Annotated in this window: 23 protein-coding genes and 1 riboswitch; of the genes, 10 read left to right on the top strand and 13 right to left on the bottom strand. The window is 65.9% G+C overall.

Annotated elements, in window-relative coordinates:
- Positions 1-110 precede the first annotated feature (110 nt).
- Positions 111-1055: an NADP-dependent oxidoreductase gene (locus A5625_RS16675; protein ID WP_066996110.1), complete on the top strand. Its 945-nt coding sequence runs from the start codon at positions 111-113 to the stop codon at positions 1053-1055.
- Here A5625_RS16675 and A5625_RS16680 read toward each other — a convergent pair.
- The gene (locus A5625_RS16680; protein ID WP_066996033.1) at positions 1047-2849 is read right to left on the bottom strand and encodes an NRAMP family divalent metal transporter; all 1803 of its coding nucleotides are present in this window, start codon (positions 2847-2849) and stop codon (positions 1047-1049) included. The genes A5625_RS16675 and A5625_RS16680 overlap by 9 nt on opposite strands.
- A 115-nt stretch (positions 2850-2964) precedes the next feature.
- The gene (locus A5625_RS29190; RefSeq protein ID WP_156748297.1) at positions 2965-3180 is read right to left on the bottom strand and encodes a hypothetical protein; all 216 of its coding nucleotides are present in this window, start codon (positions 3178-3180) and stop codon (positions 2965-2967) included.
- A 236-nt stretch (positions 3181-3416) separates the two neighbouring features.
- Positions 3417-3589, bottom strand: a riboswitch (M-box (ykoK) riboswitch).
- Between the two features lie 112 nt (positions 3590-3701).
- Between A5625_RS29190 and A5625_RS16685 the strand changes: the two genes are divergently transcribed.
- The gene (locus tag A5625_RS16685; protein ID WP_066996036.1) at positions 3702-4361 is read left to right on the top strand and encodes an O-methyltransferase; all 660 of its coding nucleotides are present in this window, start codon (positions 3702-3704) and stop codon (positions 4359-4361) included.
- Positions 4362-4364: 3 nt separating this feature from the next.
- Here the strand turns inward: A5625_RS16685 and A5625_RS16690 are convergent, their stop codons facing one another.
- The 8 genes from A5625_RS16690 to A5625_RS16725 form a co-directional block, all read right to left on the bottom strand.
- Positions 4365-6359 (bottom strand): acyltransferase family protein, encoded by a 1995-nt coding sequence (locus A5625_RS16690; RefSeq protein ID WP_066996039.1) that lies wholly within the window; start codon positions 6357-6359, stop codon positions 4365-4367.
- Between the two features lie 235 nt (positions 6360-6594).
- The gene (locus A5625_RS16695; protein WP_066996042.1) at positions 6595-8022 is read right to left on the bottom strand and encodes an aldehyde dehydrogenase family protein; all 1428 of its coding nucleotides are present in this window, start codon (positions 8020-8022) and stop codon (positions 6595-6597) included.
- 27 nt (positions 8023-8049) lie between these two features.
- Positions 8050-9762: a thiamine pyrophosphate-binding protein gene (locus A5625_RS16700; protein ID WP_066996045.1), complete on the bottom strand. Its 1713-nt coding sequence runs from the start codon at positions 9760-9762 to the stop codon at positions 8050-8052.
- A 45-nt stretch (positions 9763-9807) separates the two neighbouring features.
- Positions 9808-10950, bottom strand: a complete 1143-nt coding sequence (locus A5625_RS16705) for a CaiB/BaiF CoA-transferase family protein (protein ID WP_066996048.1) — start codon at positions 10948-10950, stop codon at positions 9808-9810.
- Between the two features lie 13 nt (positions 10951-10963).
- On the bottom strand, positions 10964-11914 hold the full coding sequence (locus tag A5625_RS16710; RefSeq protein WP_066996050.1) for an SDR family NAD(P)-dependent oxidoreductase: 951 nt from the start codon (positions 11912-11914) through the stop codon (positions 10964-10966).
- Positions 11911-13758 (bottom strand): NAD(P)/FAD-dependent oxidoreductase, encoded by a 1848-nt coding sequence (locus A5625_RS16715; protein WP_066996053.1) that lies wholly within the window; start codon positions 13756-13758, stop codon positions 11911-11913. Before A5625_RS16715 ends, A5625_RS16710 begins: the two co-directional genes overlap by 4 nt.
- Positions 13755-15134 carry an SRPBCC family protein gene (locus A5625_RS16720; protein WP_066996056.1) on the bottom strand — a complete coding sequence of 460 codons (1380 nt, stop codon included), beginning with the start codon at positions 15132-15134 and terminating at the stop codon, positions 13755-13757. The genes A5625_RS16715 and A5625_RS16720 overlap by 4 nt, the downstream gene beginning before the upstream one ends.
- Positions 15134-15997, bottom strand: a complete 864-nt coding sequence (locus A5625_RS16725) for an SDR family NAD(P)-dependent oxidoreductase (RefSeq protein ID WP_066996057.1) — start codon at positions 15995-15997, stop codon at positions 15134-15136. The genes A5625_RS16720 and A5625_RS16725 overlap by 1 nt, the downstream gene beginning before the upstream one ends.
- Before the next feature lie 218 nt (positions 15998-16215).
- On the opposite strand from A5625_RS16725, the gene A5625_RS16730 reads away from it, so the two are divergent.
- The 6 genes from A5625_RS16730 to A5625_RS16755 are packed head-to-tail and all read left to right on the top strand — an operon-like array spanning position 16216 to position 23667.
- On the top strand, positions 16216-17832 hold the full coding sequence (locus tag A5625_RS16730; RefSeq protein ID WP_066996060.1) for an SMP-30/gluconolactonase/LRE family protein: 1617 nt from the start codon (positions 16216-16218) through the stop codon (positions 17830-17832).
- Positions 17832-18572 carry a GntR family transcriptional regulator gene (locus tag A5625_RS16735; protein ID WP_066996063.1) on the top strand — a complete coding sequence of 247 codons (741 nt, stop codon included), beginning with the start codon at positions 17832-17834 and terminating at the stop codon, positions 18570-18572. The genes A5625_RS16730 and A5625_RS16735 overlap by 1 nt, the downstream gene beginning before the upstream one ends.
- A gap of 21 nt (positions 18573-18593) precedes the next feature.
- Entirely contained in the window at positions 18594-20210 is a 1617-nt protein-coding gene (locus A5625_RS16740) for an AMP-binding protein (RefSeq protein WP_066996065.1), read from the top strand.
- Positions 20203-20985: an SDR family NAD(P)-dependent oxidoreductase gene (locus A5625_RS16745; protein WP_082984433.1), complete on the top strand. Its 783-nt coding sequence runs from the start codon at positions 20203-20205 to the stop codon at positions 20983-20985. The genes A5625_RS16740 and A5625_RS16745 overlap by 8 nt, the downstream gene beginning before the upstream one ends.
- Positions 20970-22454 (top strand): AMP-binding protein, encoded by a 1485-nt coding sequence (locus A5625_RS16750; protein ID WP_066996068.1) that lies wholly within the window; start codon positions 20970-20972, stop codon positions 22452-22454. The genes A5625_RS16745 and A5625_RS16750 overlap by 16 nt, the downstream gene beginning before the upstream one ends.
- Positions 22455-22506: 52 nt before the next feature.
- The gene (locus A5625_RS16755) at positions 22507-23667 is read left to right on the top strand and encodes an NDMA-dependent alcohol dehydrogenase (protein ID WP_255397984.1); all 1161 of its coding nucleotides are present in this window, start codon (positions 22507-22509) and stop codon (positions 23665-23667) included.
- Positions 23668-23673: 6 nt separating this feature from the next.
- Here the strand turns inward: A5625_RS16755 and A5625_RS16760 are convergent, their stop codons facing one another.
- The gene (locus tag A5625_RS16760) at positions 23674-24135 is read right to left on the bottom strand and encodes an SRPBCC family protein (RefSeq protein ID WP_066996074.1); all 462 of its coding nucleotides are present in this window, start codon (positions 24133-24135) and stop codon (positions 23674-23676) included.
- 65 nt (positions 24136-24200) lie between these two features.
- Here A5625_RS16760 and A5625_RS16765 point away from each other — a divergent pair, with 65 nt between their 5' ends.
- Together A5625_RS16765 and A5625_RS16770 are read left to right on the top strand one after the other, a co-directional pair.
- Positions 24201-24572: a nuclear transport factor 2 family protein gene (locus tag A5625_RS16765; protein WP_066996077.1), complete on the top strand. Its 372-nt coding sequence runs from the start codon at positions 24201-24203 to the stop codon at positions 24570-24572.
- A gap of 43 nt (positions 24573-24615) precedes the next feature.
- Entirely contained in the window at positions 24616-24837 is a 222-nt protein-coding gene (locus A5625_RS16770) for a hypothetical protein (protein WP_066996080.1), read from the top strand.
- Positions 24838-24937: 100 nt separating this feature from the next.
- Here the strand turns inward: A5625_RS16770 and A5625_RS16775 are convergent, their stop codons facing one another.
- Both A5625_RS16775 and A5625_RS16780 read right to left on the bottom strand, forming a co-directional pair.
- Entirely contained in the window at positions 24938-25675 is a 738-nt protein-coding gene (locus tag A5625_RS16775; protein WP_066996083.1) for a DUF899 domain-containing protein, read from the bottom strand.
- Positions 25676-25699: 24 nt separating this feature from the next.
- The coding region (locus A5625_RS16780) for an SDR family NAD(P)-dependent oxidoreductase (protein WP_066996116.1) at positions 25700-26289 on the bottom strand (590 nt) is incomplete at its 5' end.

Consider the following 26289-nt stretch of genomic DNA (forward strand, 5'->3'; position numbering starts at 1 on the left):
CACACCAGGCAACCGCTACGAACATATGCCCACCGCGCCCCCGGTGGGTACCCATTTTGATGCCTATGCTGGCGTGGGTGAGAGCATCTTCGCGCGATGAGGAGATCAGTATGGCGGCTGCAGCGGCGCGCGCAGTACGGTTCGACCGTTACGGGGGGCGCGAGGTCTTGTACGTCGCCGAGATCGAGATGCCTTCGGCGGCTCCCGGCGAGGTGGTTGTCGAGGTACGTGCCGCCGGGATAAATCCCGGCGAGGCCGGCATCCGGTCCGGCGCGATGCACGAGATCTTCCCGGCCACCTTCCCCTCCGGTGAGGGCAGTGACCTCGCCGGCGTCGTCACCGCGGTGGGTCCCGGGGTCACCGAGTTTTCGGTCGGTGACGAAGTCTTGGGATTCAGCATGCGCCGGTCCAGCCATGCCACCCACACCGCGGTTCCGGTGAACCAATTGATCCGTAAACCGGCCCAACTCAGTTGGGAGGCAGCGGGTTCGCTCTACGTGGTCGGCGTGACGGCCTATGCGGCGGTGCGCGCGGTGGCGCCTCAACCGGGTGAGACGATCGCCGTGTCGGCGGCCGCGGGCGGAGTGGGCGGCGTGGTCGTGCAACTTCTGGTGCTACGCAAGGCGCGGGTGCTCGGCATCGCGGGCCCCGGCAACGCCGATTGGCTACGCGCCCATGGTGTCGTCCCGATCGCCTATGGCGACGGACTCGCTGAGCGGTTGCGTGAGGCAGCGCCGGACGGCATCGACGCGTTTATCGACCTGTTCGGCCCGGACTACGTACAACTGGCTGTCGACCTCGGCGTGGCACCCGAGCGGATCAACACCATCATCTCCTTCCAGAAGGCCGGTGAGGTGGGCGCCAAGACCGAGGGCAGCATGGAAGCCTCGACGCCCGAGGTGCTCGCCGAAATGGCCGACCTGATCGTGTCCGGCGCGGTGGAGTTCGATATCGCCGCGACCTATCCGCTGGACCGGGTCGCCGACGCCTACGCGGAACTCGAGCGGCGGCACACGCACGGGAAAATCGTTCTGCTGCCCACTAACTCACAGTGACGCGGCGGGCCCGACCACACCGGCCTGCACGATTTTGACGATGACGAATGCGACGGCAACCACCAGGTAGCCCCGCAGGGTGAACAGCCCCGCCCGGCGCATCGATGACATCGTCGGCCGATCGAGCAGCGCGAGGTTCGGGGTCTGCCAGGCGGCCCGGTCCTGTCGCCGAACGGCCCGCCGCTCGTCGCGCGTAAGCGACGACGCCTCGTCGAGTTCTTCGACCTCCTCCGGATCCAGGCCGCCGCCGAGCGTGCGGACGATGGCTTCGGCGTCGGTCATGTTGCGGTGCCGCCGGCCGGCGATGATCATTGCCGCGCCGCCGACGATGCCTAACACCGCTCCGCCGGCAAGGCCCTCCTCGAGCGTGGCGGCGGACAGGTGCGGGAAGAATGTGGCGGCCGTCAACGCCAGCGACAGCAACACCAGACACCACACGATGGTCCACGCAATGATGTTCTGCCGCACTGTGTTCACCCATGGTCCCAGCACCGCCCGGTCGTTGCACAGCAGCACTAGAAACACGGTGGCCGAGGGAAGCAGGACACCGGCAAGCGCCTGGACACCCTGCGTCACCAGGCCCAGGATGTGGTCGGGGCTGAAGGAGACGGCCGCCGAAACCCCGAGTAATACCGCGTAGCCAGCGTAGAACAACGGGGCCTCGCTGATCTTCCAATGCAGCGAGTGCCGCTTGCCCATCGCATCACCGACCGCATAGGTGGTCGCCAGGCCGACGGCGTTGGCGCCGATCAGCGAGGCGTCCAGCAGGATGATCGCGAACAGCACGCCCAGCGTGCCGCCTCGGTGCTTCGACAATCCCGCGGCGACCGCGCCCGCATCGGTGAAGTGACCGGCGTCGGCGGTGCCGGTCAGTCCGAACGCCGCCACCGCCATCAACGCCGTCGCGCCGACCATGACCACGACGATTCCGATGGCCAGATCCGCTCGGCCGTATGGGATCCAGCGGGCGGTGATGCGCTTGTCCACCACGTTGGACTGCTGGAAGAACAGCTGCCACGGCGCGACCGTGGTGCCCACGATCGCGACCACCAGCAGCAGCACCGTCGAGTTGAGCCCACCCGGGAACTGCGGGATCAGGCCCGCCACCGTCGCTTTCGGGGTCGGATGCACCAGCCACACCAGCGGGAAGATCAGCACGTTCACGGCAATCAGCAGGAACATCAGCCGCTCCCAGCGGCGGAACGAACCGCCGGCCACCACCGCGAACAGCAGTACGGCCGCGGCTGGGACGGCAAACATTCTGGGGCACCCCAGGAACCCGAGAGCCATTGAGACACCGATGAATTCGGTCACGATCGTCAAGGCGTTCAGGATTAACAGATCACCGACGCTGAAGGCGCCCCAGAATTTGCCGAACCGCTCGAATATCAAGCGCGCGTGGCCAACCCGGGCCACCGCACCCAGCCGCAGCACCATCTCCTGGTTCACGTACAGCACCGGAATCAGCAGCGCCAGCGTCCACAGCAGGCCCATGCCGTAATTCTGGCCGGCCTGCGCGTAGGTCGCGACGCCACCGGCGTCGTTGTCGCCCACCATGACGATCAGCCCCGGACCGGTGATGACTGCCAATGTGCGCAAGCGGCGCCAACGTCCACTGAACGCCCCGTAGCCACCGTGCCCGTCGCGCCGGATGCGCCCGAACGCGCCGACGATGTCGCCGACGTGCGCAGAATCCAGCACCGTCGGGCTTTGCGCCTCGCGGCGTGCGTCATGCGGCGTGGCGGCGGCGAACCCCGAGTCGCGGCGGCCGCCGCCGGTGTCGATCGAAGACATCGAATCCTCGCTATCTCGAGCAGTTCTCACCTCGCGGTGAGGCAGTCGTGGTTGCGGCACTCAACGCGCCGGCGGCGACGGGCGGCGCTGTGACGCCCGTCGCCGAGGCAGTGGTTCAGCGGTGGTTGCTGTCCGAACCCGAGGCGTGGCCACCCAGCGATGCGGTGACCATTGCGATCGGCATCCTCGACACGTACAGGTTGGCCCGTTCTTGCGGCGTCAGGCGGGCCCGCCGGTGAACCCTGTTGGCCAGCAACCGGCCCGCACGCAGCATCGAGACCCCACGCACCCGGGAGACAGTGGAAAGACGGTGTGTAACAACAAAAGCCATGATCTTCTCCTGGCGGCAGACCGATCGGCAGCGACACGACCTGTCAGACGCGCAGGACCAAGAGAGGTCAGGCGGTGAAGGAAATGCCGGAACCGGATCGGGACAAGACGGATTTCGGATAGGGACTATCGCCGGGACTCATCTCGCCCTCACCTCCTCACGGCCAAGACACACGCGGGTGTCACCACATTCACCTGGACGAAAGAGGCAGGAATGACCCGCGACACATGCCGCGGGTCGCACCCCTCTCGTCGGAGCTTCGGCACTGCACGGCGTATCCGGAACATTCCAGAAGCCACTTGGGCTCAACCCTTGGGTCCGGGAAGAGCTGTCCTGACCCGGGGCGTCTCTCGACGTTCGGGGTCAGTGGCCTGTATCCATGCAGACGCCTCACCTACCGAGGTGCTTGCGGGCTCCATAGTGGCACCGGGGCCATAGCCTCGTCAAACTCTCAGCGAAGCGCTGACGCCCGCCCGCGCTCTCCCAGCGCCCGCCCAGCCGGCGCGCCTAGGCTCGACGCCATGACCACAACGTTGCAGGATCCGCGGGTCGCGTCGACGCTCGACCGCATGTATACCGAGTCGAAGAACCAGATGTCGCTGCTGCGCGAGCGGCGCGGCACCTTCGACCGGCCGATGACCACGCAGGAACGCACCGAGGCGATGAGCGAGTTCTACATCCCGGTGACGCCGGAAGCCGGACGGCTGCTGTACTCACTGGTGCGCGCCACCCGCCCGGCCACCGTCGTCGAATTCGGCATGTCGTTCGGGATCTCCGCCGTTCACCTGGCCGCCGCGGTGCGCGACAACGGCACCGGCCGGGTGGTGACCACCGAGCTCAGCGACACCAAGATCGCCGCGGCCAAGCAGACGTTCTCCGAGACCGGCCTGGACGACCTGATCACCATCCTCGAAGGCGATGCCCTGTCCACGCTGGCGGACTTGGCGGGACCGGTCGATTTTGTCTTGCTGGACGGCTGGAAAGACCTGTACTTGCCGATCATCGAGCTGCTCGAGCCCCGTCTGTCCACGGGTGCGTTGGTCATCGCCGACAACGCCAGCTCGGCCGATATGGCGCCCTATCTCGATCGGGTGCGTAACCAGGACAACGGCTACGTGAGCTTCAACTTCCTGGTCCGCGACAGCGACAGCATGGAGATCAGCTGCCGCACAAGCGGTTAGGGACTATCTCAGCGATTCCTCGAGCCACGGCGTCAGCCACTTCACCCCTTCAGGGGTGAGGTGGACGCCGTCGCTGCGCACCTTGATGCCGTCGACCTTGGCGGTATAGACCCCGTCCGGACACAACTTCTTGTTCAAGTCGAGGATCGCCACGTTCGGATGATGGCTAACCGTCTTGCGCAGCATGCTGTTCCACAAGTTGACCCGATCCGGCTGGTCCTCCGGATACAGCCGGCCGTCCGGCTTCTCACCGCCCCGGCTGTAGGGCACCGTGGCGACCACCACGTGGACACCGGTCGCACCGACGACGGTCAACGCCCGCTCCAGCTCACCGTTGAGATAGGCGTCGAAGGTCGGGTCGCCGATGTGGGTCCACTGTCCCTCGTTGACCCGGTCCACCGTTTCCCAGCGTCCGATGACCAGCAGCGCGACATCTGGCTGGTCCTGGCTGACCTGCCTCGACCAGCGGATCGGCCACCCGTCGCATTCGGACCTTTGCTCCAGGGTCTGGCCGATGTAGCGATAGGGCGTGCCGCGCACCAGGCTGCATCCGATGACGGTGTGGTCGAGGAAGGCAAACCCCGGCGTCGGTGGAAGGTAGTGCATCCAGGTCCACCCGATCGAATCACCGAACACCGAAACGGTGAACGGCCGGTTCGTATCTCGGGGCCGGCTTGCGGCGGGTGGCGACTGCGAGACGGCCGCGACCGCCGAGACGCCGGGCGGTAGACCGGCCTCACGTAAACCGGGGCCGGTCCCCACCGGGACCACCAACAACGTCACCGCGGCCGCGCTGGCCACGGTCGCCGCCGCCAGCGGCAGCAACGGCACCCGTGCCGGCCGCCAGCGCCGGATGGGTTGTTCGAGTAGCCAATACGATGCGGCGGCCACTGCCAGCGTGGCGGCGCTCCGCGCGGCGAACAACGGCAGCCCGGACCATCCTGTGCGTTCGCCGTTGAGCGCCAAGAAGATTGGCCAGTGCCACAGGTAGACGCCGTAGGAGATGGTGCCGAGCCACACCAGCGGTCGCAACGCGAGGGCGCGGGCCACCAGTCCGCGCTGTTCCAACGCGACCGGGGCGATCACGACGACGGCCGCAATCGCGACCCCGATCAACAGGCCGTGGCGAAATTCGCCGCTGGCACCGGTGGCGTAGTGCGTCGCCGCCGCCAATCCTGCCAGACCCAACAGCGGCAGAATTCGGGCGATCCGGCGTCCCCACCGGCTGCGGATCATGCACCAGCCGCGGTTCATCGACGGCCAGTCCCGCACCAGCAGCGCCGCCGACGCGGCGCCGATCAGGAGAGCCTGCGCGCGGGTGTCGGTGCCGAAGTAGATCCGGTCCCGAGTGCCGTCGGTTGCCATGACGATGGTGAGCGCCGCGGAAATCGAGGCGCCCACCGTGGCGATCAGGAAGGTGGTGAACCGCACGCCGCCGACGGTGGCCCGGGTGCCGCGGCGCCGCGCTCGCGCGGCCAGCAGCAGCGTGGCCGCGATGAGCAGCACCGGCCAGACGAAGTAGTACTGCTCCTCCACCCCGAGAGACCAGGTGTGCTGTAGCGGCGAGGGCGGGGCGCCCTGGGTGAAGTAGTCGGTTTTCTGGGAGACGAACCGCCAGTTGGCCATCCACACAAACGCGGCGATGGCGTCGTCGCGCAGGCCGGTGAGGGATCGGTCGGGCAGCAGCTGGCGGGCCGCGGCCACGGTGAGCACCATCAACACCAGCGCCGGCAGCAGCCGCCGCGCGCGACGGATCCAGAAGCCGGTCAATTCGATACGACCGCTGCGCCCCAGCTCGTCCAGCAGCAGCGAGGTGATCAGGAATCCGCTGAGCACGAAAAAGACGTCGACGCCGATGAATCCGCCGCTGACGCCGGGAATGCCGCCGTGTCCGATGAGCACCAGCGCAACCGCGATGGCGCGGAGTCCGTCGAGTGCCGGGATTCCGCTGACCCGCTCCGGCCGGTCCCAGATCGCCAACCGGCCGACCCGGCGCACGGGAGCGACCCATCGGGGCCGAACACGACGAGCCGGTGCGGGGTGAGACCCGCCCGGCCCGGTGCTTACTGTTAGCGCGCCGTGACTACCGTCTCGCCCGGCGCCAATGTCGATGCCGATACGTCGCTGCCCCTCCTGTTGATCGGGGCCAGCTTAAAGGCGGGCGAGCAGGATTCCGTGGAGGACACGCAACCGTTTTTGACGCCGTGGATAGTTCGGTTCTGGGCCTGACGCTTTAGGCCTTGTCGGGCGCGTAGCCCAGCGTGCTTTTGACTTCCAGGTACTCGTGGAAACCGAAGTCGCTCCACTCGCGGCCGTTGCCGCTGCGCTTGTAGCCGCCGAACGGCGCGTTCATGTCGAAGGCGTGGTTGATCGTCACCCATCCCGCGCGGATCTTGCGGGCGACATCACGCGCCTTGTCGAGGTCGGCGCCCGAAACAAAGCCGGCCAGGCCGTATTCGGTGTCGTTGGCGATCTCGACGGCGTGGTCGATGTCGTCATACCCGAGGATGCACAGCACCGGCCCGAAGATCTCCTCGCGCGCGATCGTCATGTCATTGGTGACATTGGCGAAGACGGTCGGCTTGACGTAGTAGCCCGTGTCCAGCCCGGCCGGCCGGCCCGGGCCGCCGACGACTAGGGTTGCGCCCTCGTCGATGCCTTGCTGGATCAGGCGCTGGACCTTCTCGAACTGTGCCTTCGAGGCCACCGGGCCGATCGCCGTCGCGTCGTCGCTGCCCACCTGGACTTGCTCGGCCGCCTGGCGCGCGATCGTAATAGCCTCGGCCATCCGCGAGTTCGGGACCAGCATGCGAGACGGCGCGTTACAGCTCTGCCCCGAGTTGGGCATCATGTTGGCGACGCCGGCGCTGACGCCCTCGGCGAAGCCGTCGTCGTCGAGGACGATGTTGGGGCTCTTACCGCCCAGTTCTTGGGTCACTCGCTTCACGGTGGAGGCGGCATTCTTGGCCACCTCGACACCGGCGCGGGTGGAGCCGGTGAACGAGACCATGTCGATATCGGGATGGCTGGCCAGGGCCACGCCCACGCCCGCGCCGTCGCCGTTCACCAGGTTGAACACCCCGGCCGGTACGCCCGCGGCGTGCAGGATCTCGGTGAAGATGTAGGGCGAATACGGTGCGACCTCACTGGGTTTCAGGATGACGGTGCACCCGGTCGCCAATGCGGGGTAAACCTTGACCGCGACCTGGTTGATCGGCCAATTCCACGGCGTGATCAAACCGCAGACCCCGATCGGCTCCTTGGCGATCAGGGTTGCCCCTTTTTGTTCCTCGAATGGGAAGTTCTTCAGTGCGTCGATGGCCGTGGTCAGGTGACCGATCCCGAGAAAGACCTGCGGTCCGGCGGCCAGTGAGGGCGGTGCGCCGATCTCTTCGGTGACGGCTTCGGCGAGGTCATTCGCGCGCTTCTGGTATTCGGCGAGGATGGCCTGCAACAGATCCAGACGCTGTTCGCGGGTGCTTTGCGACCAGCCGGCGAAAGCCCGCCGGGCGGCCTGGACCGCGACGTCGACGTCGGCCGCCGACCCCAGCGAGATCTTCCCGGAAACCTGCTCGGTTGCCGGGTTTTCCACCTCGAAGGCGTTGGGCCGCACCGGGTCGACCCATCGGCCGTCGATGTAGAACTTCAGGTATTCGCGCATCAGACCATCCTTTTCTTACAGCGTGCCTTACTGCGTGCCTTCGGCGTACCAGGTGCGGAATCGGTCGTACTTGGGCATCTCTTCGGAATTGGCCTTCGGGTCGATGCACACGTGCACCACACCGACTTTGCCACTGGCGTAGGCGCGGGCGATGGCCGGCCCGATCTCGTCTTCCTTCTCGACATATTCCCCGTGGCAGCCGAAGCCCTCGGCGACCTTGTCGAGGCGGACGTCCTTGCTCCAGTGCACGCCGGGCTGCGGTGACGGCTGCTCGAAGGTGCGCTTGTAGACGCCCACCTCCAGCCCCCATTGGTGGTCCACGCCCACCACACACACCAGCGGAAGGTTTTGCCGCGCAGCGGTTTCCAGTTCGGCGATGTGAAAGAGGAATGCCGAATCGCTGGTCAGCAGCATCACCGGGCGCTTACCGCCCTCGGCGACCGAGGCACCAATTGCATAGGGCAGCCCCGTGCCGAGGTGGCCGAAGTTCTGGTTCCAGATCACGTCGCGCGGCTTGGACTGCGAGTAGGTCCAACCGAAGATGACGGTCGCCCCACCGTCGCGCACCATGATGCCGTCCTTGAGGTCGTTGAAAGCCTTGGTGGCCTCAACGACATAGCGCGCCGGATGGATCGGTGAACGTCCCGACGGTGCGCTTTCGGCAAGCTGCGAAAGTTCCTCGGCGTCGGCCTTGACCAACTTCTCCAGGTTGGGCGACGGGTCGCGCGGGGTGTCCCGGAGCGCTTCGACGAGCTGCGGCACGACACCGCGCAGGTCGCCGACCAGTGGCACGTCGAACTGGCGGTTGACGCCGATGGCGGTCGGGTCCTGTTCGACGTACACCCATTTGCGGTTCGCATCGTTGCCTGCCCAATGCTGGGTGCGGCCGTAGTGCATGGGCTCACCGAGTTCGGTTCCCAGCGCGACGCACAAGTCGGATTCCTCGACTGCCTCGTTGGCCGCCGGGGAGAACAGGTAGGGGAATGTCCGATCCTGTAGTCCCGGGATGTACGAGGTACCCCCGGAGGTCTGGATGACCGGGCAGGCCATCAAGTCGGCGAGCTCCTTCACCGCAGCACCGGTGCGCGATGTGTGCACGCCGTGGCCCACCAACAGAATCGGGCTCCTCGCCTCGCGAATCAGCTTCGCGGCCTCGGCGATTTCCGGGGCACCCGCCCCCTGGTTGACCAGGCGGTACCGATGCGGTGGCAGCGGATCCGCAACGTCGAGTTCCTCGAGGATGACGTGCGATGGGTACTCGATGTAGGCCGGGCCCGGCGTGCCGGACATGGCCCGGCGGAGCGCCTCGTGGATGATCTCATCGGTCTGGTCGGCGTACTCGATCGAGCTGCTGTACTTCACCGACGCGGCGAAAAGCGGCTCCTGCTGGACGAATTGGATGCGTCCGCGCCGGACCCGGCGCTCGGTGATGCGGGCGCGCTGGCCGCCGAGGAAGATCACCGGCGAGTTCTCCACCAGTGCGCACTGGATCGCTCCGGCGATGTTGGCCATGCCGGGGCCGAGCGTGCCGATGCACAGGCCGGGCTTGCCCGTCATCCGCGACGCCGCCTCGGCCATGAACCCCGCGCTCAGTTCGTGATGCGGCGCGACCACCGACCACCCGCGCGCGTCGGCCTCGGCGAACATGTGCACGAAGTTGGGGTCCGGGATACCGAACAGGGTGTTGACGCCCTCCGCCTCGAACAGGTCGAGGATGCGTTTGTAGACGGGCACGGCCATGGTCGGAAACTCCTTTACTAGCAATAAACTTCAAATGAGCAAGCGCTATCCGGGGTTCGCGTCGACTGCCAGACCCAGCTCGTCGAGGACCGCCGCGGTGTCGGCGCCGAGTTCTGGTGCCGGCCCCGCGACGCGACCCGGTGTCCGCGAGAACCAGGTTGGGACGCCCGGAAAGCGCACCGGTCCATGCGGGGTGTCCACCGTCTCGAACATGCCGACGGCGTTCAGATGCGGATCGTCGAAGAGCGCTCCGGGTGTGTTCAGCGGTGCGGCCGGGATCTCGAGTTCGCGAAGCAGCGCCAACCACTCCGCGGTGGGACGTTCTTTCATCGTCTCGGCGACCAACCCGTAAACGGTGTCGATTTCGCGGGCGCGTTGTTCCAGCGTCGAATACAGCTCGCTTTCCCAGGGTGGTTGGACGGCTTTGATGAAGGCGTTCCAGTGCTTGTCGTTGTAGATCAGCGCGGCAATGTAGCCGTCGCTGGTGCGATACGGGCGGCGGTTGGGCGCCACGGTGCGCGGATAGACCGCGGGCCCCAGCGGGGGGTCGAACATCGCGCCGTTGGCATGTTCGACGAGCATGAACGAGGCCATCGTTTCGAACATGGCGACCTCGACTTCTTGGCCTTGCCCGGTGCGTTCGCGATGGAACAGCGCCATGGTCGTCGCGTACAGCGCCGTCAGCCCGGCTACCTTGTCGGCCATGATGGTGCCGACATAGTCGGCCTCGCCGGTCAATTGCTGCTGCACCGCCGGCAGGCCGCACTCGGCCTGGATGGTGTCGTCGTAGGCGGGGCGGTCGCGATCGGGTCCGCGTCGCCCGTACCCGTAGCAATTGGTGTAGATGACGGCCGGATTGATCGCCGCGACGTCGTCGTAGCCGAAGCCCAGCTTGGCGATTGCCTTGGCGCGCATGGAGTGGATGAACACGTCGGCGGTTTCGACCAGAGCGCGCAACGCACGCGTTCCGGCGTCCGTTTGCAGGTCCAGCACGATGCTGCGCTTGCCCCGGTTGACGTTGACGAACACCCCACTCATCCCCGGCGCCGGGCCTACCGAGATGTAGCGGGTGTTATCCCCTTGTGGTGGTTCGACTTTGATCACGTCAGCACCCATGTCGGCCATGATCTGGGTGCAGTACGGGCCCATCACCATCGCGGTGAGGTCGATCACGCGCAAGCCGGCCATCGGGCCCGTCGGGCTAGCCATTGAGCGCTCCTTGGTTTGTTGAGCGGTGAGCCAGCTCGAAGCTGTAGCGGATGTGCTCGTTATGCCCGTCCGGGACGACCGGAAAGATCAGTGGCGCATCGACGTATCGGATCGCGTCCAGATGGCTGCCGACGTCCTCGATGGTCCACGATGCGCGGCATACACCCGGGCTCTCCGCGATGACCGCCCGCGCGACCCGGCCCGCAAGCGCGATGAACAGCTCACCGGTCACTGAACAGGATTCGTGTGCGAGCCAGCCCACCACGGGCGCAACAAGTTCCGAACCCATCGGCGGATAGGTCGAGGTGTCGATGCCTTCGGCCATGCGCGTCACCGCGGCCGGCACGATCACGTTGCAGCGCACACCCTCGGCGGCGCCTTCCAGCGCAGCGACATTGGACAACCCGATCACGCCGGCCTTGGCGGCCGCGTAGTTGGCCACGTTGTGGTTTCCGTACAGGCCACCGATCGATGAGGTCAGCACAATGCGGCCGTAGCCTGCCTCGCACATGATCGGGAACGCCGGCCGCACCACGTTGAACGCGCCGCGCAAATGCACGTCGAGCACGGCGTCGAAATCCTCGTAACTCATTTCCTTCAGCGAGCCGCGACGGACGTTGCCGGCGTTGTGCACCAGGATGTCGACCCTGCCGTAGTGCTCGAGCGCGGTCGCGATGATCGCCTCGCCGCCCTGGCGGTCGGCCACCGACGCGGTACATGCGACGGCCTCTCCCCCGGCCGCGGCGATCTCAACGACCACCTGCTCGGCCGGACCGGCGTCGGCCCCGTCGCCGTCGAGGCCAACGCCGGCGTCGTTGACGACCACCTTCGCCCCGCGCGAAGCGAGCAGGTGTGCATAGGCGCGGCCCAACCCGCGACCGGCTCCGGTCACCACGGCGACGCGGCCGTCGAATCGCAGTTGCGCTGCAGGGGTTTCGCTCAAGCGCCGAGTACCAACCCTTCCAGGTCGCCCTTGTCCCGCCATTGCCTCAGCAGGTCGTCGAACGCGTAAAAACCGGGCGAGTAGGGCTCGCCGAGGAACGAGCGGATACCCTCTCCTCCGCCGCCGCCCTCGTTGTTGTAATAGCCTGGCGTGCAGGAAACTTCGAATGCGGAGTTGTCGATCGTGAGTTCCCGGATGGTGCTGACCCAGTTGTCCTGACCCTGCTGACTCGGTTCGACGGTCGTCGCGCCGCGCTTGATTGCTTCGGAGATGATGTAGGCGATGTGTTCGGCCTGCTGCTCGAACATCGCCGTCGTGTTGGCCGAAACACCTCCCTGAAGGAAGCCGGTGTGGAACTGGTTGGGGAACCCGCGCGTGGTCATGCCGTGCAGCGTCTTGTAGCTGTCGCGCCAGTGGTCGAACAGCGACACGCCGTCACGGCCTTCGATCGCTTCCATCGCGTAGCGGCGGCTGATCTCGGTGGATATCTCGAAGCCGCTGGCGAAGATCACGCAATCGACCTCGTACTCAACGCCGTTGGCGACAATGCCGTTCTCCGTGAGCCTTTGCACGCCCTTGGACTCCGACACATCGATCAACGTGACGTTGGGCTTGTTGAAGGTCGGCAGATATTCGTTACTCGAGCACGGCCGCTTACAAAGGAACCGGTAGTACGGCTTGAGCGCCTCGGCGGTATCGGAGTCCTCGACGATGGCGGCGATCCGGCGTCGGAGCCGCTCCATGATCTTGTAGTCTTCCTCCTCGCGGATCGCCATGATCTGCTCGATACCCAGCGACGCAGGGTCGTCGCTGGCGGCGATCCGCGCTGTCATGTTGCGTCCCAGTTCGGTCCAGAAGTCGCAAACCTGATCCACCGCATCGAAAACGACGCCCTCGAACGGCGACCACCGATGGAAATTGCGCTTGCGTTCCGCCTGCCACCCGGGCTGCAGCGATTTCACCCATTCTGGATTCGTGGGCTCGTTTCCGCGCTCGTCCACCGACGACGGTGTCCGCTGAAACACATAGAGATGCTGGGCATCCCGCCCCAGGTGGGGAACCAGCTGAACACCTGTTGCCCCAGTGCCGACCAGGGCGACCCGCTTGTCGGCGAGCTTGCTCAGGCCGCCATTGGCGTCGCCGCCGGTGTAGTCGTAATCCCAACGCGCCGAATGGAAGACGTGGCCCTTGAAGTCCTTGAGACCGGGGATTCCGGGCAACTTCGGCCGGTTGTACGAGCCCTGCGTCATCACCACAAAGCGAGCGCGGATGTCATCGCCGCGATTCGTTCGCAGCCGCCAGCGTTTGATCGAGTCTTCCCAGCGCACCGTGCGCACCTGGGTAGAGAAGATCGCCCCGTCGTAGAGCCCGAAATGCTTGGCGATGCGCCGACAGTGCTCGTAAATCTCCGCACCGTCGGCGAACTTCTTGCTCGGCATGAAGTCGAGCTCTTCGAGCATCGGGATATAGCAGTATGCGTCGTTGTCACACTGGATTCCGGGGAAGCGGTTCCAATACCAGACGCCGCCGAAATCCCCGCCCATCTCGATGACGTGAACATCATCGACGCCTGACCTTTTGAGGTAGGCGCCCGCCAGCAGGCCGGCGATGCCACCACCGAGCACCGCGACCTCGATGTCCTCGGTGATCGGCGTGCGCGGAGTCACCGGCGTGTGTGGATCGACTTCCGCGAATTCCGCGAAATCGCCCGCGAGTTCCAGATACTGCTTGGATCCGTCCAGGCGCAACCGCTTGTCGCGCTCGTACAGATACTTCTCACGAAGCGCTTCGATGTCAATGTCTTGTGGGGTGTCGGTCGGCCCACAGGTGTCGAAAGTCGTCATTGAATCTCTTTCGGTTCGCCGGTACCCATGTACCTCGACAATTGGTAGTGCAGATTCACTGTGCTGCGCTCCCGGTACGGGTTGGGCTTGGTGCCCGGGAAGCCAAGAGACTTCATGCCCTGCTGCACGGCAGCCATATTCGAGAAGTCCTGCGGCAGCACCGATCGCCACCTGGGATCACCGACCGGCGTGTATTCCCACTCCGTTTGCGGCTCTTGGCCTTTCGGGTACAGCTCGAACACCGACACCTCGAAGATGCACTTGTCGGGGTTGTAGCTGGGGTGCGGCCGCGCGCTGTAGCACAGCGCGCTGGTCAGGCCCTGCCCGATCTGGAAGTTCGGGAAGATCTGCCATGCGGTGCCGGCCTGTCCGAGGATGTCGGCGGGAATCGTCGGCCAGATCACGCCGCGCGCCTCGTCGTCGCGGCGCGCCGACGCCAGCCAGTGTTCGAGAACCTTGTCGGCCGGTGTCCCTTCGGGCAATTCGTCGACCAGTCGCTTGGCGGCGTTCACCAACGTCTGGGTGGTGGTGGCGTTGGTTTCCTCCATCGTGTACACCTGCATCTCCGCGGTCGAGATCCGCGGATCGTCGCCGATGCCGAGGCGGATCTTGGACTTGGTGGCTTCCATGTCCTCTGGGGCGTCGTAGCCGATGTGGCTGTGCTTGCCCTGGGCTTTCGCCCAACCCTTGAATTCGCCGAATTTATTGAACTCGGGATGCGTGGTGTAGACGTGGTAGGTCTCGTTGAAGGCCTCCAGCGCGACTTTCCAGTTGCAGTCGAAGGACAGCCATTTGCGCCATTTGTAGCGCATGTTCTCCAGGCCGAACGGGTCGAGAATCTTGGCTGCCGGGAACAGGTAGTCGGCCAGCGGCTCGGCGTCGGGATCCATGTTGATCCACAACCAGCCACCCCAGGTATCGACCCGGACTGGGCGGAGATGGGTGTTGTCCGGTGTCAGTGCGTCCTGCCAGTCCTGCCGTTCGCGGATGTGGGTGCACGCACCGTCCAGACCGTAAGTCCAGCCGTGAAAGCCGCACACGAACGACTTTCGGGTGCGGGCGCAGGCGTTCTTCGCGCCCTCGGGGGTGTCGATCAGCCGGCGGCCGCGGTGCATGCAGACGTTGTGGTGGGCGTGAAACTCGTTGCTGCCGGTGCGCACCACGATGATCGAGTCGTCGAGGATGTCATAAGTGAGGTAACTGCCCACTTCGGGCAGCTCCTCGACGCGGCCGACCTGCTGCCAGACCTTGCGCCACAGCTTGTCGCGCTCGGCGCGGGCATACTCCTCGGAGATGTATGCTTCGACGCCGATCGTCATCGGTGTCGAGAGTTCCTCGGCCGCTCCGGGATTCGTGTCTTTGGCTAGATCGGTCATCACATCCTCCTGATCGCCGCGCGGAAGGATTCGTCTTTGAGGAAGAGCGACGTGTTGTCGGCGCCGAGATGGCTCCACTTGAGGTCCAGGCCGCCGTCGACCAGCAGTGTCTGGCCGGTGACGTAGCTGGACATCTCCGAGAGCAGGAACAGGATGGCGCCGGCCTGCTCCTCGGGCCGCCCACGCCGGCCCATCGCGATCGCCTGCCGGTCTCGCTCGGGGTCCTCGTCGACGTAGGTGCGCGACGCCGCCGTCTCGGTGACGCCGGGCGCCACCGCATTGACCCGGATTCCCGCCAGCGCTAACTCGAGTGCCATGGTGCGGGTCATCGCCGCGATGGCGGCCTTGGCCGTCCCGTACGCGATGTGAAACGGGGCGGTGTTCATACCGCTGATCGAGGAGATCGACACGATCGACCCCGGCCGTCGCTGCGCGACGAGTTCACTCGCGACGGCCTGGCTCATGAAGAACGCCGTTTCGAGATTGTCGGCGAAGATCTTGCGCCAGTCGCCGCGCGTCACCCGGATCGACGGCATCCACGTCGAGGGCTCGGCGCCGCCGGCGACGTTGACAAGCCCGTACAAGCTGCCGTCGGCGCGGCGCGCCTGGTCGAGCACCGCGGCGATGCCCTCGTCGGTTGATGCGTCGGCCGCGACGGGCAGCACGGGAAGGCCCTGCTGTGCCAACGGAGCGATGTGCTCGTCGAGGTTTTCCTTCGACCGGCTTACCGCGATCACCGTGGCTCCGGCCCGGGCGGTCATCGCCGTGACGGTCGTGCCGATGCCACCCCCGCCGGCGCCGGAAACCACCACGATGCGCCCGTCGAGCCCCAGAAGATGCCCGTGATCCTCGTGATCGTGCATGACCTGCTTTCGCCTGCTGCCGACGCGTGCCCGCGCCGACAGCGGGATTCATCTATTTTGTCCGGACAAAATATCGCATTCTGTCCATTTGAGAACACTATTCCGATCGGTGGACTTCGCTGTCAAGGTCGAGCCGGGACGGTTTCACGCCTATTGTCTGGACTAAGACGAGTTGATAACGTCCAGCGCAAACGGCTGACGGAAGGACCTCGGCGAGCATGTCCATCTCACGGGCCATCTCAACCCAGCCCTCGCGCTATGCGGCGACCCACCCGATCGACGTGGCGCAGGGCTGGGAGCTGGAACGCGTCACCGCGCCCAGCCGGCTGTTCGGCGCCAATGGCTTGCGCACCGGCCCGGATGGTCGTATCTACATCGCCCAGGTGACCGGCAGCCAGATCAGCGCGCTGGACCATCGCACTGGGGAACTGGCGACGGCCAGCCCCAAGGGCGGTGACATCGTGGCGCCCGACGACGTCGCGTTCGACGCCAGCGGCAACCTGTACGCGACCGAGGTGATGGACGGACGGGTGAGCGTACGTGACACCAACGGCCGAACGCGGGTGTTGCGCGACGACGTGCCGTCGGCCAATGGCATCACCTTCCATGCGGGCCGGTTGTTCATCGGTGAATGCCGTGAGGGCGGACGGCTGCTCGAATTCGACCTGGCGGGCGGGGCGCCGCGGGTGCTTTTGGAGAACGTGCCCTCGCCCAACGCCATGGAAGTCGGCCCGGACGGTCTGCTGTATTTCCCGGTGATGGGAGCCAACGAGATCTGGCGCATCGATCCCGATGGTGGCGAGCCGCATTGTGTCGCAGGCGATCTCGGCGTGCCTGACTCGGTCAAGTTCGACACGCAGGGCTATCTCGTGTCGACGCAGGTGGCCAGCGGTCAGGTGCTGCGCATCGATCCCCGCAATGGCGAACGGCGGCTACTCGCCCAGTTGAATCCGGGGCTGGACAACTGCACCTTCGTCGGCGACCAGTTGTTCGTCTCCAACTTCACCGGCGAGATCACCGAGATATCCCCAGACGGCACAGTCCAATCCGTGCTGGCAGGTGGACTCAACTGGCCGTTGGACCTGGCGGTGGGCCACGACGGGCAGCTCTACATCGCCGACGGCACCTACTTCTACGCCGCCCTACCCGACGGATCACTGCACACCGCCGGAATGTTGTTCAGCCCCGGCTATCCCGGCTTCCTGCGCGGCCTGGTGCCCAGTGGCCCCGGTGAGTTCGTCGTCACGACGTCGGGCGGCCAGGTTGCCCGCTATCGACCCGAAGCGAGCGAAACCGAGGTGCTGGCAGACGGTTTCGACCAGCTGTACGGTGTCGACCTGAGCCCCGGTGGTGTGGTGTTTGCCGAGTTGGGCACCGGGCGGGTGCTGTCGCTGCGGTCGGGTGTTGTCGAAGTGCTGGCAACCGGGCTGCGTGAGCCCGTAGGCGTCGCGACCGACACCGACGGCACGTGTCTGGTGGCGGAGGCCGGGGCCGGACGGGTGATCAGGGTGGACGGGTCGAGGACCGACACGGTGGTCGCCGATCTGCAACGCCCACAAGGCATTCTGGTCCGCGACGGAATGCTCTACATCGTCGACGCCGGCGCCAAGGAATTGATCGCCTTCGGTCTGACCACCAACGCGCGGCAGACGATCGCCTCCGGTCTGCCGGTCGGTCCCCCGCCGGGTGTGGCGCCCAAACCACTGCGCGGCATGCCGCCGTTTTCCGGGCCGCAGGGCCCCTTTGCCGGCATCACCGCCGCGGCCGACGGGACGCTCTACGTCTCGGCCGACGGCGAGGGCAGCGTGCTGGCACTGCGCAAGGACGGCGGCTGATGCCACAGGCCATCGCGGGCGATCACCGCTACCTCCAGATCGCACGCACGCTGCGCAAGGAGATCGTCGACGGGGTCTATCCGGTGGGCTCGCAGTTGCCGACCGAGCACCAACTGTGTGAGCGCTTCGCGGTGAGCCGCTACACCATCCGCGAAGCGCTGCGCCGGCTGCGCGAGGACAACCTGGTCGCTTCCCGACCACGGGCGGGAACCCGGGTCGTTCCCCGGCCGGCCACGAGTTCCTATGCCCAGGACGCCATGTCGATCGACGATCTGCTCGCGTTCGCCGCCGGCGCGCAGTTGACCATCGAATCCAACGCGATGGTGACCATCGACGACGAGCTCGCCGCTCGCACCGGTCTCGAGGTCGGCACCCAGTGGCTCTCGGTGCGCGGCTACCGGCAAGCGGACGGCGCGGCGGCGCCGATGTGCCGAACGGAGTACTACATCAATCGAAGTTTCGCCGCGGTCGGCCGACTGCTGCAACGCCACGCCGGCCCGATTTTCCCGTTGATCGAGGATCTTTTCGGTGTGAGCGTCGCCCAGTTGCATCAAGAGATCGCCGCCGTCCCGCTATCGCCAGAGCTGGCCAACGGACTCGGCGTGGACGCGGGGACGGCCGCGCTGCAGATGCGCCGCACCTACACGACCTCGGACGGCGAGGTGGCTCAGGTAACGATCAACACCCACCTGTCGTCGAGGTTCCGGTACGCGATGACCATGCGTCGCGTGGATGAGTAGGCCGCCCGAGATGAGGCCGCGGTGATCACCGGCGCCACGACGGCACAGGCGTCAGAGGCATACCAGCGCGGACTGTGGGTGCACACCACGCTGGCCGATGCACTGCGCACCGCCGCACAAGTATCGCCGCGACGAACAGTGCTGGTGGACAAGGATACTCGGCTGGACTGTGCGACGCTCTACACACAGGCCAGCGGGCTGGCGGACGCTCTTTCGGCGCGCATGCCCACGGGCAGCGTCGTGTCGTTCATGCTGCCGAATTGGCACGAGAGCGCCGTCATCTACCTGGCCGCGACGCTGGCCGGGATGGTGGTGAACCCGATTCTGCCGTCGCTGCGCGATCACGACTTACGCTTCATCCTCGAAGACGCCAGGACCGCAATGGTTTTCATCCCGCACCGATACGGCGGACATGACTACGCGGCGATGCTCGAACGGGTGACAACCGCAACGGCTCGCCCGCCCGAGGTAGTGGTGCTGCGCGGTGACTCCGGTTCGCACCTACCCTACCTGGACCTGCTTGCCCGCCCGCCGGAAGCCGCACCGCTTCCGGCGCTGGATCCCGATTCGGTGCGGATGATCTTGTACACCTCCGGCACCACGAGCCGGCCGAAAGGCGTGCTGCACACCCATAATTCGATCCACGCCCTGATCTGTCAGATCCGCGACCACTGGATGATCGGCCCGGGCGACACGTTCCTGGTCCCGTCGCCGGTCGCCCACATCGGCGGCTCGATCTATGCGTTCGAGTGCCCGCTGTTGCTGGGCACGACCGCGGTGCTGATGGACCGGTGGGATCCGTCCGAGGCGGTCGCATTGATGAGCTCCGAACGCTGTACCCACATGGCGGGGGCGACGCCGTTTCTGCAGCAGTTGTTGTCCGCCGCGGAGCGCGCCGATACCCGGCTGCCCGACTTGAAGGTGTTCATCTGCGGCGGCGCGTCGGTATCGCCGTCGCTGATCCGCCGCGCCGCGCGGTATTTCGACCACGCGGTGGTCACCCGGGTGTACGGCTGCACGGAAGTGCCAGTCACCACCGTCGGCGCGCCCCGGCATGATGAAGCCGATCGCGCGGCGGATACCGACGGGCGGCCGGGAATTGCCGAGGTCAAGATCGTCGCGCACGAAACCGCACCCGATGGTGACGGCGAGATCTGTGTGCGCGGCCCGCAGATGCTGCTGGGCTACCGGCATGCCGAAGACGGCGCCGACTCTTTCGATGCCGCAGGCTTTTTCCGCACCGGAGATCTCGGACGGTGGGTCTCAGCCGGGTTCGAAGACCAGTATCTCGTGGTGACCGGACGTGCTAAGGACGTCATCATCCGCAGCGGCGAGAACATCTCGGCCAAGGAGGTTGAGGATCTGCTCGCCGATCATCCCGACATCGCCGAAATCGCGGTCGTCGGGCTGCCCGACGAGCGCACCGGGGAGCGGGCCTGTGCGGTGATCGTCCCCGCCGGTGCGGCGGCCCCGGACGTGGCGAGCCTGCTTGCGCTGCTGGTGAGCAAGGGGGTGGCCAAATTCAAGGCGCCAGAACAGGTCATGATCTGGGATGCCCTGCCGAAGAACGACGCCGGGAAGATACTCAAGCATCGGATCCGAGCGGCTTTGACGCAGGCGGAGTCTAAGGATGGGTGAGATGCAGGTCGCGATCGTCACGGGTGCAAGCAGCGGTATCGGTCTGGGCTGCGCAACGAAGCTCGCCGAGATGGGCATGGCGGTGGTGGGCACCGGTCGCGATCGGGATCGGCTGGCCGAACTGGAAACCGCGGTGAACGATCCGGATCGCGTCGCGACGCTTGCTGTCGACTTGACCGACGATGACGCGCCACGCCGCATCGTGGATCTCGCGGTGCGACGATGGGGCCACATCGACTTCCTGGTCAACAACGCCGGGGTGGGCAGCCCCAAGCCGCTGCACGAGACCGACGACGAGACCCTGGACTACTTCCTGGGTTTGATGCTGCGGGCGCCGTTTCGGCTTGCCCGAGATGTACTGCCGCACATGCTTCCCGGTTCGGCGATCATCAATGTGACATCGACCTTCGCGGTTGTCGGCGGCCTGCGCGGCGGCGCCTACTCCGCCGCCAAGGGTGGGCTGACCGCACTGACCACGCACATCGCCTGTCAGTACGGCGCGTCCGGCATCCGCTGCAACGCCGTCGCGCCCGGTGTGACGGTGACGCCGATGGTGGAAAAGCGCTTGGAGGACGAACGATTCCGCAAGATCAACACCGAGATGACGCCGCATCAGCGGTTGGGCCGCATCGACGACATCGCCAGCACCGTCGCCTTCCTGTGCTCGCCGGGCGGAAGTTTCATCAACGGCCAAACGATCGTCGTCGACGGCGGATGGAGTTCCACCAAGTACCTGTCGGAGTACGCACTGGCGTCGCAATGGGTCGAACGATGAATCTGTTCGCGATGCTCGACCAGGCCGCGAGCCGGTTCCCCGATCGCGGCGCGGTGTACGACGGGGAGTGCTGCGTGAGCACCTGGGCCGAGTTGCGCGACCGGGCATTGCGTTTGGCCGCGTCGATCCGGCAACAGCACTGTGTGGGCGCTCGCATCGCAATCGCCACCCACAACCGTCCCGAGATCATCGAATTGATGTTCGCGACCTGGGCGGCCGAATGCGTCGTCGTCCCGATCAACTACAAGCTGCACCCGCGCGAAATGGCGCAGATCCTCGACGATGCCGGTGCGGCACAGGTGTTCGCGTCTTCAGCGATCGGCGCCGAGCTCGCGCCGATCACCACGGTGCCGACGGAAACCATTGAGTCCGAGGAATATTCATGTCGGCTCAGCGCGACCCCCGCGGCGGCGCCGCACACCGACCCGTCGGCGCTGGCGTGGCTGTTCTACACCAGCGGAACCACCGGCCGGTCCAAGGGCGCGATGCTCTCGCACCGCAACCTCACCGCGATGGCGGTCGCGCACCTGGCCGACATCGACGCTCCGGACCAGGACGGCAGCTTGGTGCACGCGGCACCGATGTCGCACGGCTCCGGCCTCTACATCCTGCCGTACGTGCTGCGGGCGGCCCGCCAGGTGGTGCCTTCTTCGGGTGCGTTCGATCCAGACGAGTTCCTCGATCTCTGCGAGTACCACCCCACCGCCAGCGCATTTCTGGCCCCGACGATGGTGCAACGACTGGTCGACACGGGCCGCGCCCGTCCGGCCAATCTCAAGACGATCGTCTACGGCGGCGGGCCGATGTATGTCGAAAGCCTGCGCAAGGCGATTACGGCTTTCGGCCCGATCTTCGCCCAGATTTATGGGCAGGGCGAGTCACCGATGACCATCACGGGGTTGCGCGGTGCCGATCACGAATCGGACGACGACGCGATTCTGGGTTCAGTCGGCTATGCGCGGTCCGGGATGCAAGTCGCGGTGCTGCGCGCCGACGGCCAACCGGCACCTGTCGGCGAGATCGGCGAAATCGTCTGCCGCGGAGACGCCGTCATGTCCGGATACTGGCAGAACCGCGACGCGACCGAGGCCGCCCTCAAAGACGGCTGGCTCTACACCGGTGACATGGGCTCGTTCGATGCGCGCGGCTTTCTCACGCTGCGGGACCGGTCGAAGGACGTCGTCATCAGCGGCGGCAGCAACATCTACCCCCGGGAAGTCGAGGAGATCCTGCTCGAGCACCCCGGCGTCGCCGAGGCCTGCGTCGTAGGCGCACCGGACGCCGAGTGGGGCGAGGTGGTGGTGGCATTCATCGTCGGAGCGGTCGACCCCGCGGCGCTGGACGCACATCTCTTGGAGCGGATCGCCCGCTTCAAACGGCCCAAGCGCTACGAATTCGTCGATGAGCTACCGAAAAACAGCTACGGCAAGGTGCTCAAGCGGGAACTGCGCGCCAGCTTGGCGCGGTAAGCCTCGCCGGGACCGCGCCACACATGCCACGAGAAATCAAGGGAGGTCACCAATGAAGTGTCGTGCCGCAGTGATCCGCGGTGTCGGTGAAGACTGGGAGATTCGTGAGATCGAACTCGATTCACCCCACGCGGGTGAAGTCATGGTGCGGATGGCCGTCGCTGGAATCTGCCACTCCGACGACCATCTGTTCACCGGCGACGTGGTCCCCACGCCCGAGGCGGTCGCCGCCAGCGGTCAGCCGGCACCGGATTGGTTCCCGCTGCTCGGCGGTCACGAAGGGGCCGGTGTCGTCGAAGAAGTCGGGCCGGGCGTGACGACGGTGCAGCCGGGGGATCACGTCGCGCTCTCATTCATTCCGGCATGCGGCAGTTGCCGATTCTGCGTGAACGGGCAGAGTTACATCTGCGACATCGGTGCGAGCCTGTTCGTGCGGGAGATGCCCACCGACGGAACGTGCCGCCGGCATCTCGGTGATGAAGACCTGTTGGCCTATGGACAACTCGGTACGTTCGCCGAATATGCGGTGCTCTCGGAGAGGTCGGTCATCAAAATCGATGACGCGATCCCGTTCCATGCCGCATCGCTCGTGTCATGCGGCGTCTGCACCGGCTGGGGTTCCGCGACCATATCGGCGGGCACCGAACCCGGCGACACCGTCGTCGTCATCGGCGCCGGTGGTGTCGGGATGAACGCCTTGCAAGGCGCGCGCGCCGTCGGCGCGAAGTATGTCGTCGCAGTGGATCCTGTTGATTCCAAGCGCGATTCGGCCAAGATCTTCGGTGCCACGCACACCGCGGCCTCCGCGCAGGAAGCGATACCGGTGGTCAGGGAGATCACCGCCGGCCTGATGGCCGACCGCGTCGTGGTGTGCCCCGGCGTGGTGCATGTCGACTTGCTGCCGTTGGCGATGACGCTGCTCCGCAAGGGTGGGGTCTGCGTGCTCACCGGCATCACCCCGTTCACCGAGCCTCCGGTTCCGTTGGTGCTGCAGGAGATGACGCTGTCGGCCAAACAGCTGCGGGGAGCGCTCTACGGCGGGATGAATCCGCGCACCAGCGTGCCGATGCTGTTGTCGATGTACCAAGCCGGCGCGGTGAAACTCGACGAGTTGGTCACCCGCCACTACCAGCTGGACCAGATCAAAGAGGCGATGGCAGACCTGCGGGAGGGCCGCAACATTCGTGGCGTGATCGATTTCGCGGGCTTCTGAACCGGCTCAACCGGATTCGAAGTGACTGCGAATGCCGGCCAGCATCTCGGCGTGCGCCTTGACCGCCTCGCGGATGGTGATCCCGGCCAGCAGCCGCGGGGCGGTGATGGCGATCCGCTCGGTGACCCGGGTCCCGCCGTCGACCGGATCGAAACTCACCGTGCCGCGCAACCGCACTCCCGGTGACTGATCGGCTTCGGTCAGCACGTCTCCGTCGACAGGCACCTGCAGCCTGGCCTGGTAGACGGTTCGTAAAGTAAACGGTCCCAACGGTATTCGGTCGACCACCCGATACGTCTGCCGGTGGCCATCCTGGGTCTGGCTGCGCGAGAGGGTTTCCACGGACACGATCAGCGGGTGCACGAGCTTGATGTTGCTCAGGTCGACGTAGAAATCGCGGACGGCGTCGGGGGCTGCGGGCACTTGTTCACTGAGTGTCCGCTCGGCATGGACGGTCCACCAGCTCATAAGAGAGAACCTAGCCCTGCGGCGGCGCCCCGCTTACCGTGGACGCAGAAGCGAGCGGAGAAGACATGGGCACGCGAGGTCACGTGGTCGAGCGTTACCTGGAATGTCTGGCCGCCCACGACTGGGACGGACTGGCCGACACCATCGCCGAGCACGGCCTGACCCGAGAGGGGCCGTTCTGCGACGTGGTCGAGGGCAAGGCACACTATGTCGCCTACCTGCGCAAGGTGTGCACCAGTCTGGCGGGCCATCGATTGCAGGTGCAGCGGGTCTCGCACGTCGATTCTCGAATCTCGTACGCCGAGCTGTCCGAGACATTCGAGATCGACAGCGTTGCGACCACCTGGCCCGAGTGCATTCTGTTCGAGCAAGACAACGACGGATTGATCTCTCACGTCAGCGTGTTCTTCAAGCAACGGCCCGGCGGCGCTGCATAGCGGTCTATTCCCTCACCCACGGAATTGACCTAACGTGTCATGGATGGAGGCAGATGCAACTCCGGAGTCGGTGCCGGTCGAGAAATTGCACTCGGGCGACCCGATCACCGATTGTGGTCAGCGGTACATAGTTCTCGAATCGAAAGCCCTCAGCGATTGTGTGGTGCTCGAACTCGAGTCCAGGGTGGACCACCACCTGCAGGTCATCGAGAAGTCATTCCCGGCCGGGTACCAGGTCGACAGGGCACACCACCGAATTCTCTGACAGATTCCGGTCGCCCTGAGAATAATGCGCGAGTAGCCGCCCGGCGGCTACCGCGCATTCATGTTTCTAGCGCGATTTTATTCAATCCGCCTGAGGCTGCTCAGTTCTCGCGTGGCGCCCGGATGTCGTTCGGATCGTCGGGGTCGGGCTCACCGAACCAGCGTGACGGCTCATGTTGCCCGTACGCGTCGTGCCAGTCCCACCACTCGTAAGGAGCGGTCTGCGGGTAGCCCTCGGGCGAATCTTCCCAAGTCTCCTGGCGCCCGAGCGCGGTCATGTCGAGGAAGCTCCACGTGGTACCGAGTGCCTCGTCGCCGCGGTTGTTGATGAAGTAGGTGCGAAACACCTGGTCGCCGTCGTGGATGAACGCGTTGGTGCCGTGCCATTCGTTCACCCCGAAATCGGCGTCGAAGTCATCGGTGATCGTGTACCACGGCATTTTCCAGTCCATCCGCGCCTTGAGACGCTCGATGTCGGCCTGCGGTGCGCGCGAGGCGAACACCAGCGTGGTGTCGCGCGCATTCAGGTGGGCCAGGTTGCCGACATGGTCGGCCATCATCGAGCAGCCCCGGCAGCCGTGCTCGGGCCAGCCGTCGATGTCGGGCCCATAGAAGGCCCGGTAGACAACCAGTTGACGCCTGCCCTGGAAGAGACCCAGCAAACTGACCCTGCCCTCGGGCCCTTCGAATTCATACCCGGTCTCCACGGCCGTCCACGGCATCCGGCGCCGCATGGCCGCCAGTGCGTCACGGGCCCGGGTGAGTTCCTTCTCTTTGGTCAGCAGTCGCTGGTGCGCACCGGCCCACTCTTGGGCCGACACGATCGGTGGTGTGTTCATCGCTGTCTTCCTTTCGGTCTGCCATCAGTCCAGCGGCGCGAGGCCGGCGGAGGTGAGCAGGTAGGCGTCTTGGTCGGCGGCCTCGCCGATAGCGATCCCCAGCACGGACTTGCCGACCTGTTCGGCCGTGAGCGCGGGTCCGGCCGCGTGCAGGAAGGATTCGACGTCGACGCCTTGCCGCTCGGCGTAGGCGGCGACCGCGGCAGCGCCCAGCTCGGTGGCCGGCGTCAATCGCGGCAGCACGGCGGTGAAGCCGATCCCCAACCCGGCGCGTTGCGATTCGATGGCGGCATAGCTGGTGATGAACCTGACGGTCGCCTTCGCGCCCGCATAGCCACCCGACAGCGGAGACCCGGCCAGGGCGGCGCCGCTGGACAACACGATCACCGCGCTGCCCGGCTCCGGCGGACGCCGCAGCGTATGGCCGATCCAGTGAAACGCCTGTGCGACATCGGAGTTCCAGTTGACACTGAAAGACTCCCACGTCTGCTCCTGCAGCGGCGTCATCCGCGGCGTCGCGCCCGCGCACAGCACCAGTGTGCGCGGCCGGTGCTGATCGAGAAGCCGGCTGGCCGTCGACGGATCGGCGGCGTCGGCCACCACCGGGGTGAACG

The organism is Mycobacterium sp. 1465703.0 (assembly GCF_001672975.1).
Lineage (GTDB): Bacteria > Actinomycetota > Actinomycetes > Mycobacteriales > Mycobacteriaceae > Mycobacterium.

Coding starts and splice junctions, on each gene's coding strand:
- A5625_RS16675 (WP_066996110.1), top strand. CDS start 111: ATGGCGGCTGCAGCGGCGCGCGCAGTACGGTTCGACCGTTACGGGGGG.
- A5625_RS16680 (WP_066996033.1), bottom strand. CDS start 2,849: ATGTCTTCGATCGACACCGGCGGCGGCCGCCGCGACTCGGGGTTCGCC.
- A5625_RS29190 (WP_156748297.1), bottom strand. CDS start 3,180: ATGGCTTTTGTTGTTACACACCGTCTTTCCACTGTCTCCCGGGTGCGT.
- A5625_RS16685 (WP_066996036.1), top strand. CDS start 3,702: ATGACCACAACGTTGCAGGATCCGCGGGTCGCGTCGACGCTCGACCGC.
- A5625_RS16695 (WP_066996042.1), bottom strand. CDS start 8,022: ATGCGCGAATACCTGAAGTTCTACATCGACGGCCGATGGGTCGACCCG.
- A5625_RS16700 (WP_066996045.1), bottom strand. CDS start 9,762: ATGGCCGTGCCCGTCTACAAACGCATCCTCGACCTGTTCGAGGCGGAG.
- A5625_RS16705 (WP_066996048.1), bottom strand. CDS start 10,950: ATGGCCGGCTTGCGCGTGATCGACCTCACCGCGATGGTGATGGGCCCG.
- A5625_RS16715 (WP_066996053.1), bottom strand. CDS start 13,758: ATGACGACTTTCGACACCTGTGGGCCGACCGACACCCCACAAGACATT.
- A5625_RS16720 (WP_066996056.1), bottom strand. CDS start 15,134: ATGACCGATCTAGCCAAAGACACGAATCCCGGAGCGGCCGAGGAACTC.
- A5625_RS16725 (WP_066996057.1), bottom strand. CDS start 15,997: ATGCACGATCACGAGGATCACGGGCATCTTCTGGGGCTCGACGGGCGC.
- A5625_RS16730 (WP_066996060.1), top strand. CDS start 16,216: ATGTCCATCTCACGGGCCATCTCAACCCAGCCCTCGCGCTATGCGGCG.
- A5625_RS16735 (WP_066996063.1), top strand. CDS start 17,832: ATGCCACAGGCCATCGCGGGCGATCACCGCTACCTCCAGATCGCACGC.
- A5625_RS16745 (WP_082984433.1), top strand. CDS start 20,203: ATGGGTGAGATGCAGGTCGCGATCGTCACGGGTGCAAGCAGCGGTATC.
- A5625_RS16750 (WP_066996068.1), top strand. CDS start 20,970: ATGGGTCGAACGATGAATCTGTTCGCGATGCTCGACCAGGCCGCGAGC.
- A5625_RS16755 (WP_255397984.1), top strand. CDS start 22,507: ATGAAGTGTCGTGCCGCAGTGATCCGCGGTGTCGGTGAAGACTGGGAG.
- A5625_RS16760 (WP_066996074.1), bottom strand. CDS start 24,135: ATGAGCTGGTGGACCGTCCATGCCGAGCGGACACTCAGTGAACAAGTG.
- A5625_RS16765 (WP_066996077.1), top strand. CDS start 24,201: ATGGGCACGCGAGGTCACGTGGTCGAGCGTTACCTGGAATGTCTGGCC.
- A5625_RS16770 (WP_066996080.1), top strand. CDS start 24,616: ATGGAGGCAGATGCAACTCCGGAGTCGGTGCCGGTCGAGAAATTGCAC.
- A5625_RS16775 (WP_066996083.1), bottom strand. CDS start 25,675: ATGAACACACCACCGATCGTGTCGGCCCAAGAGTGGGCCGGTGCGCAC.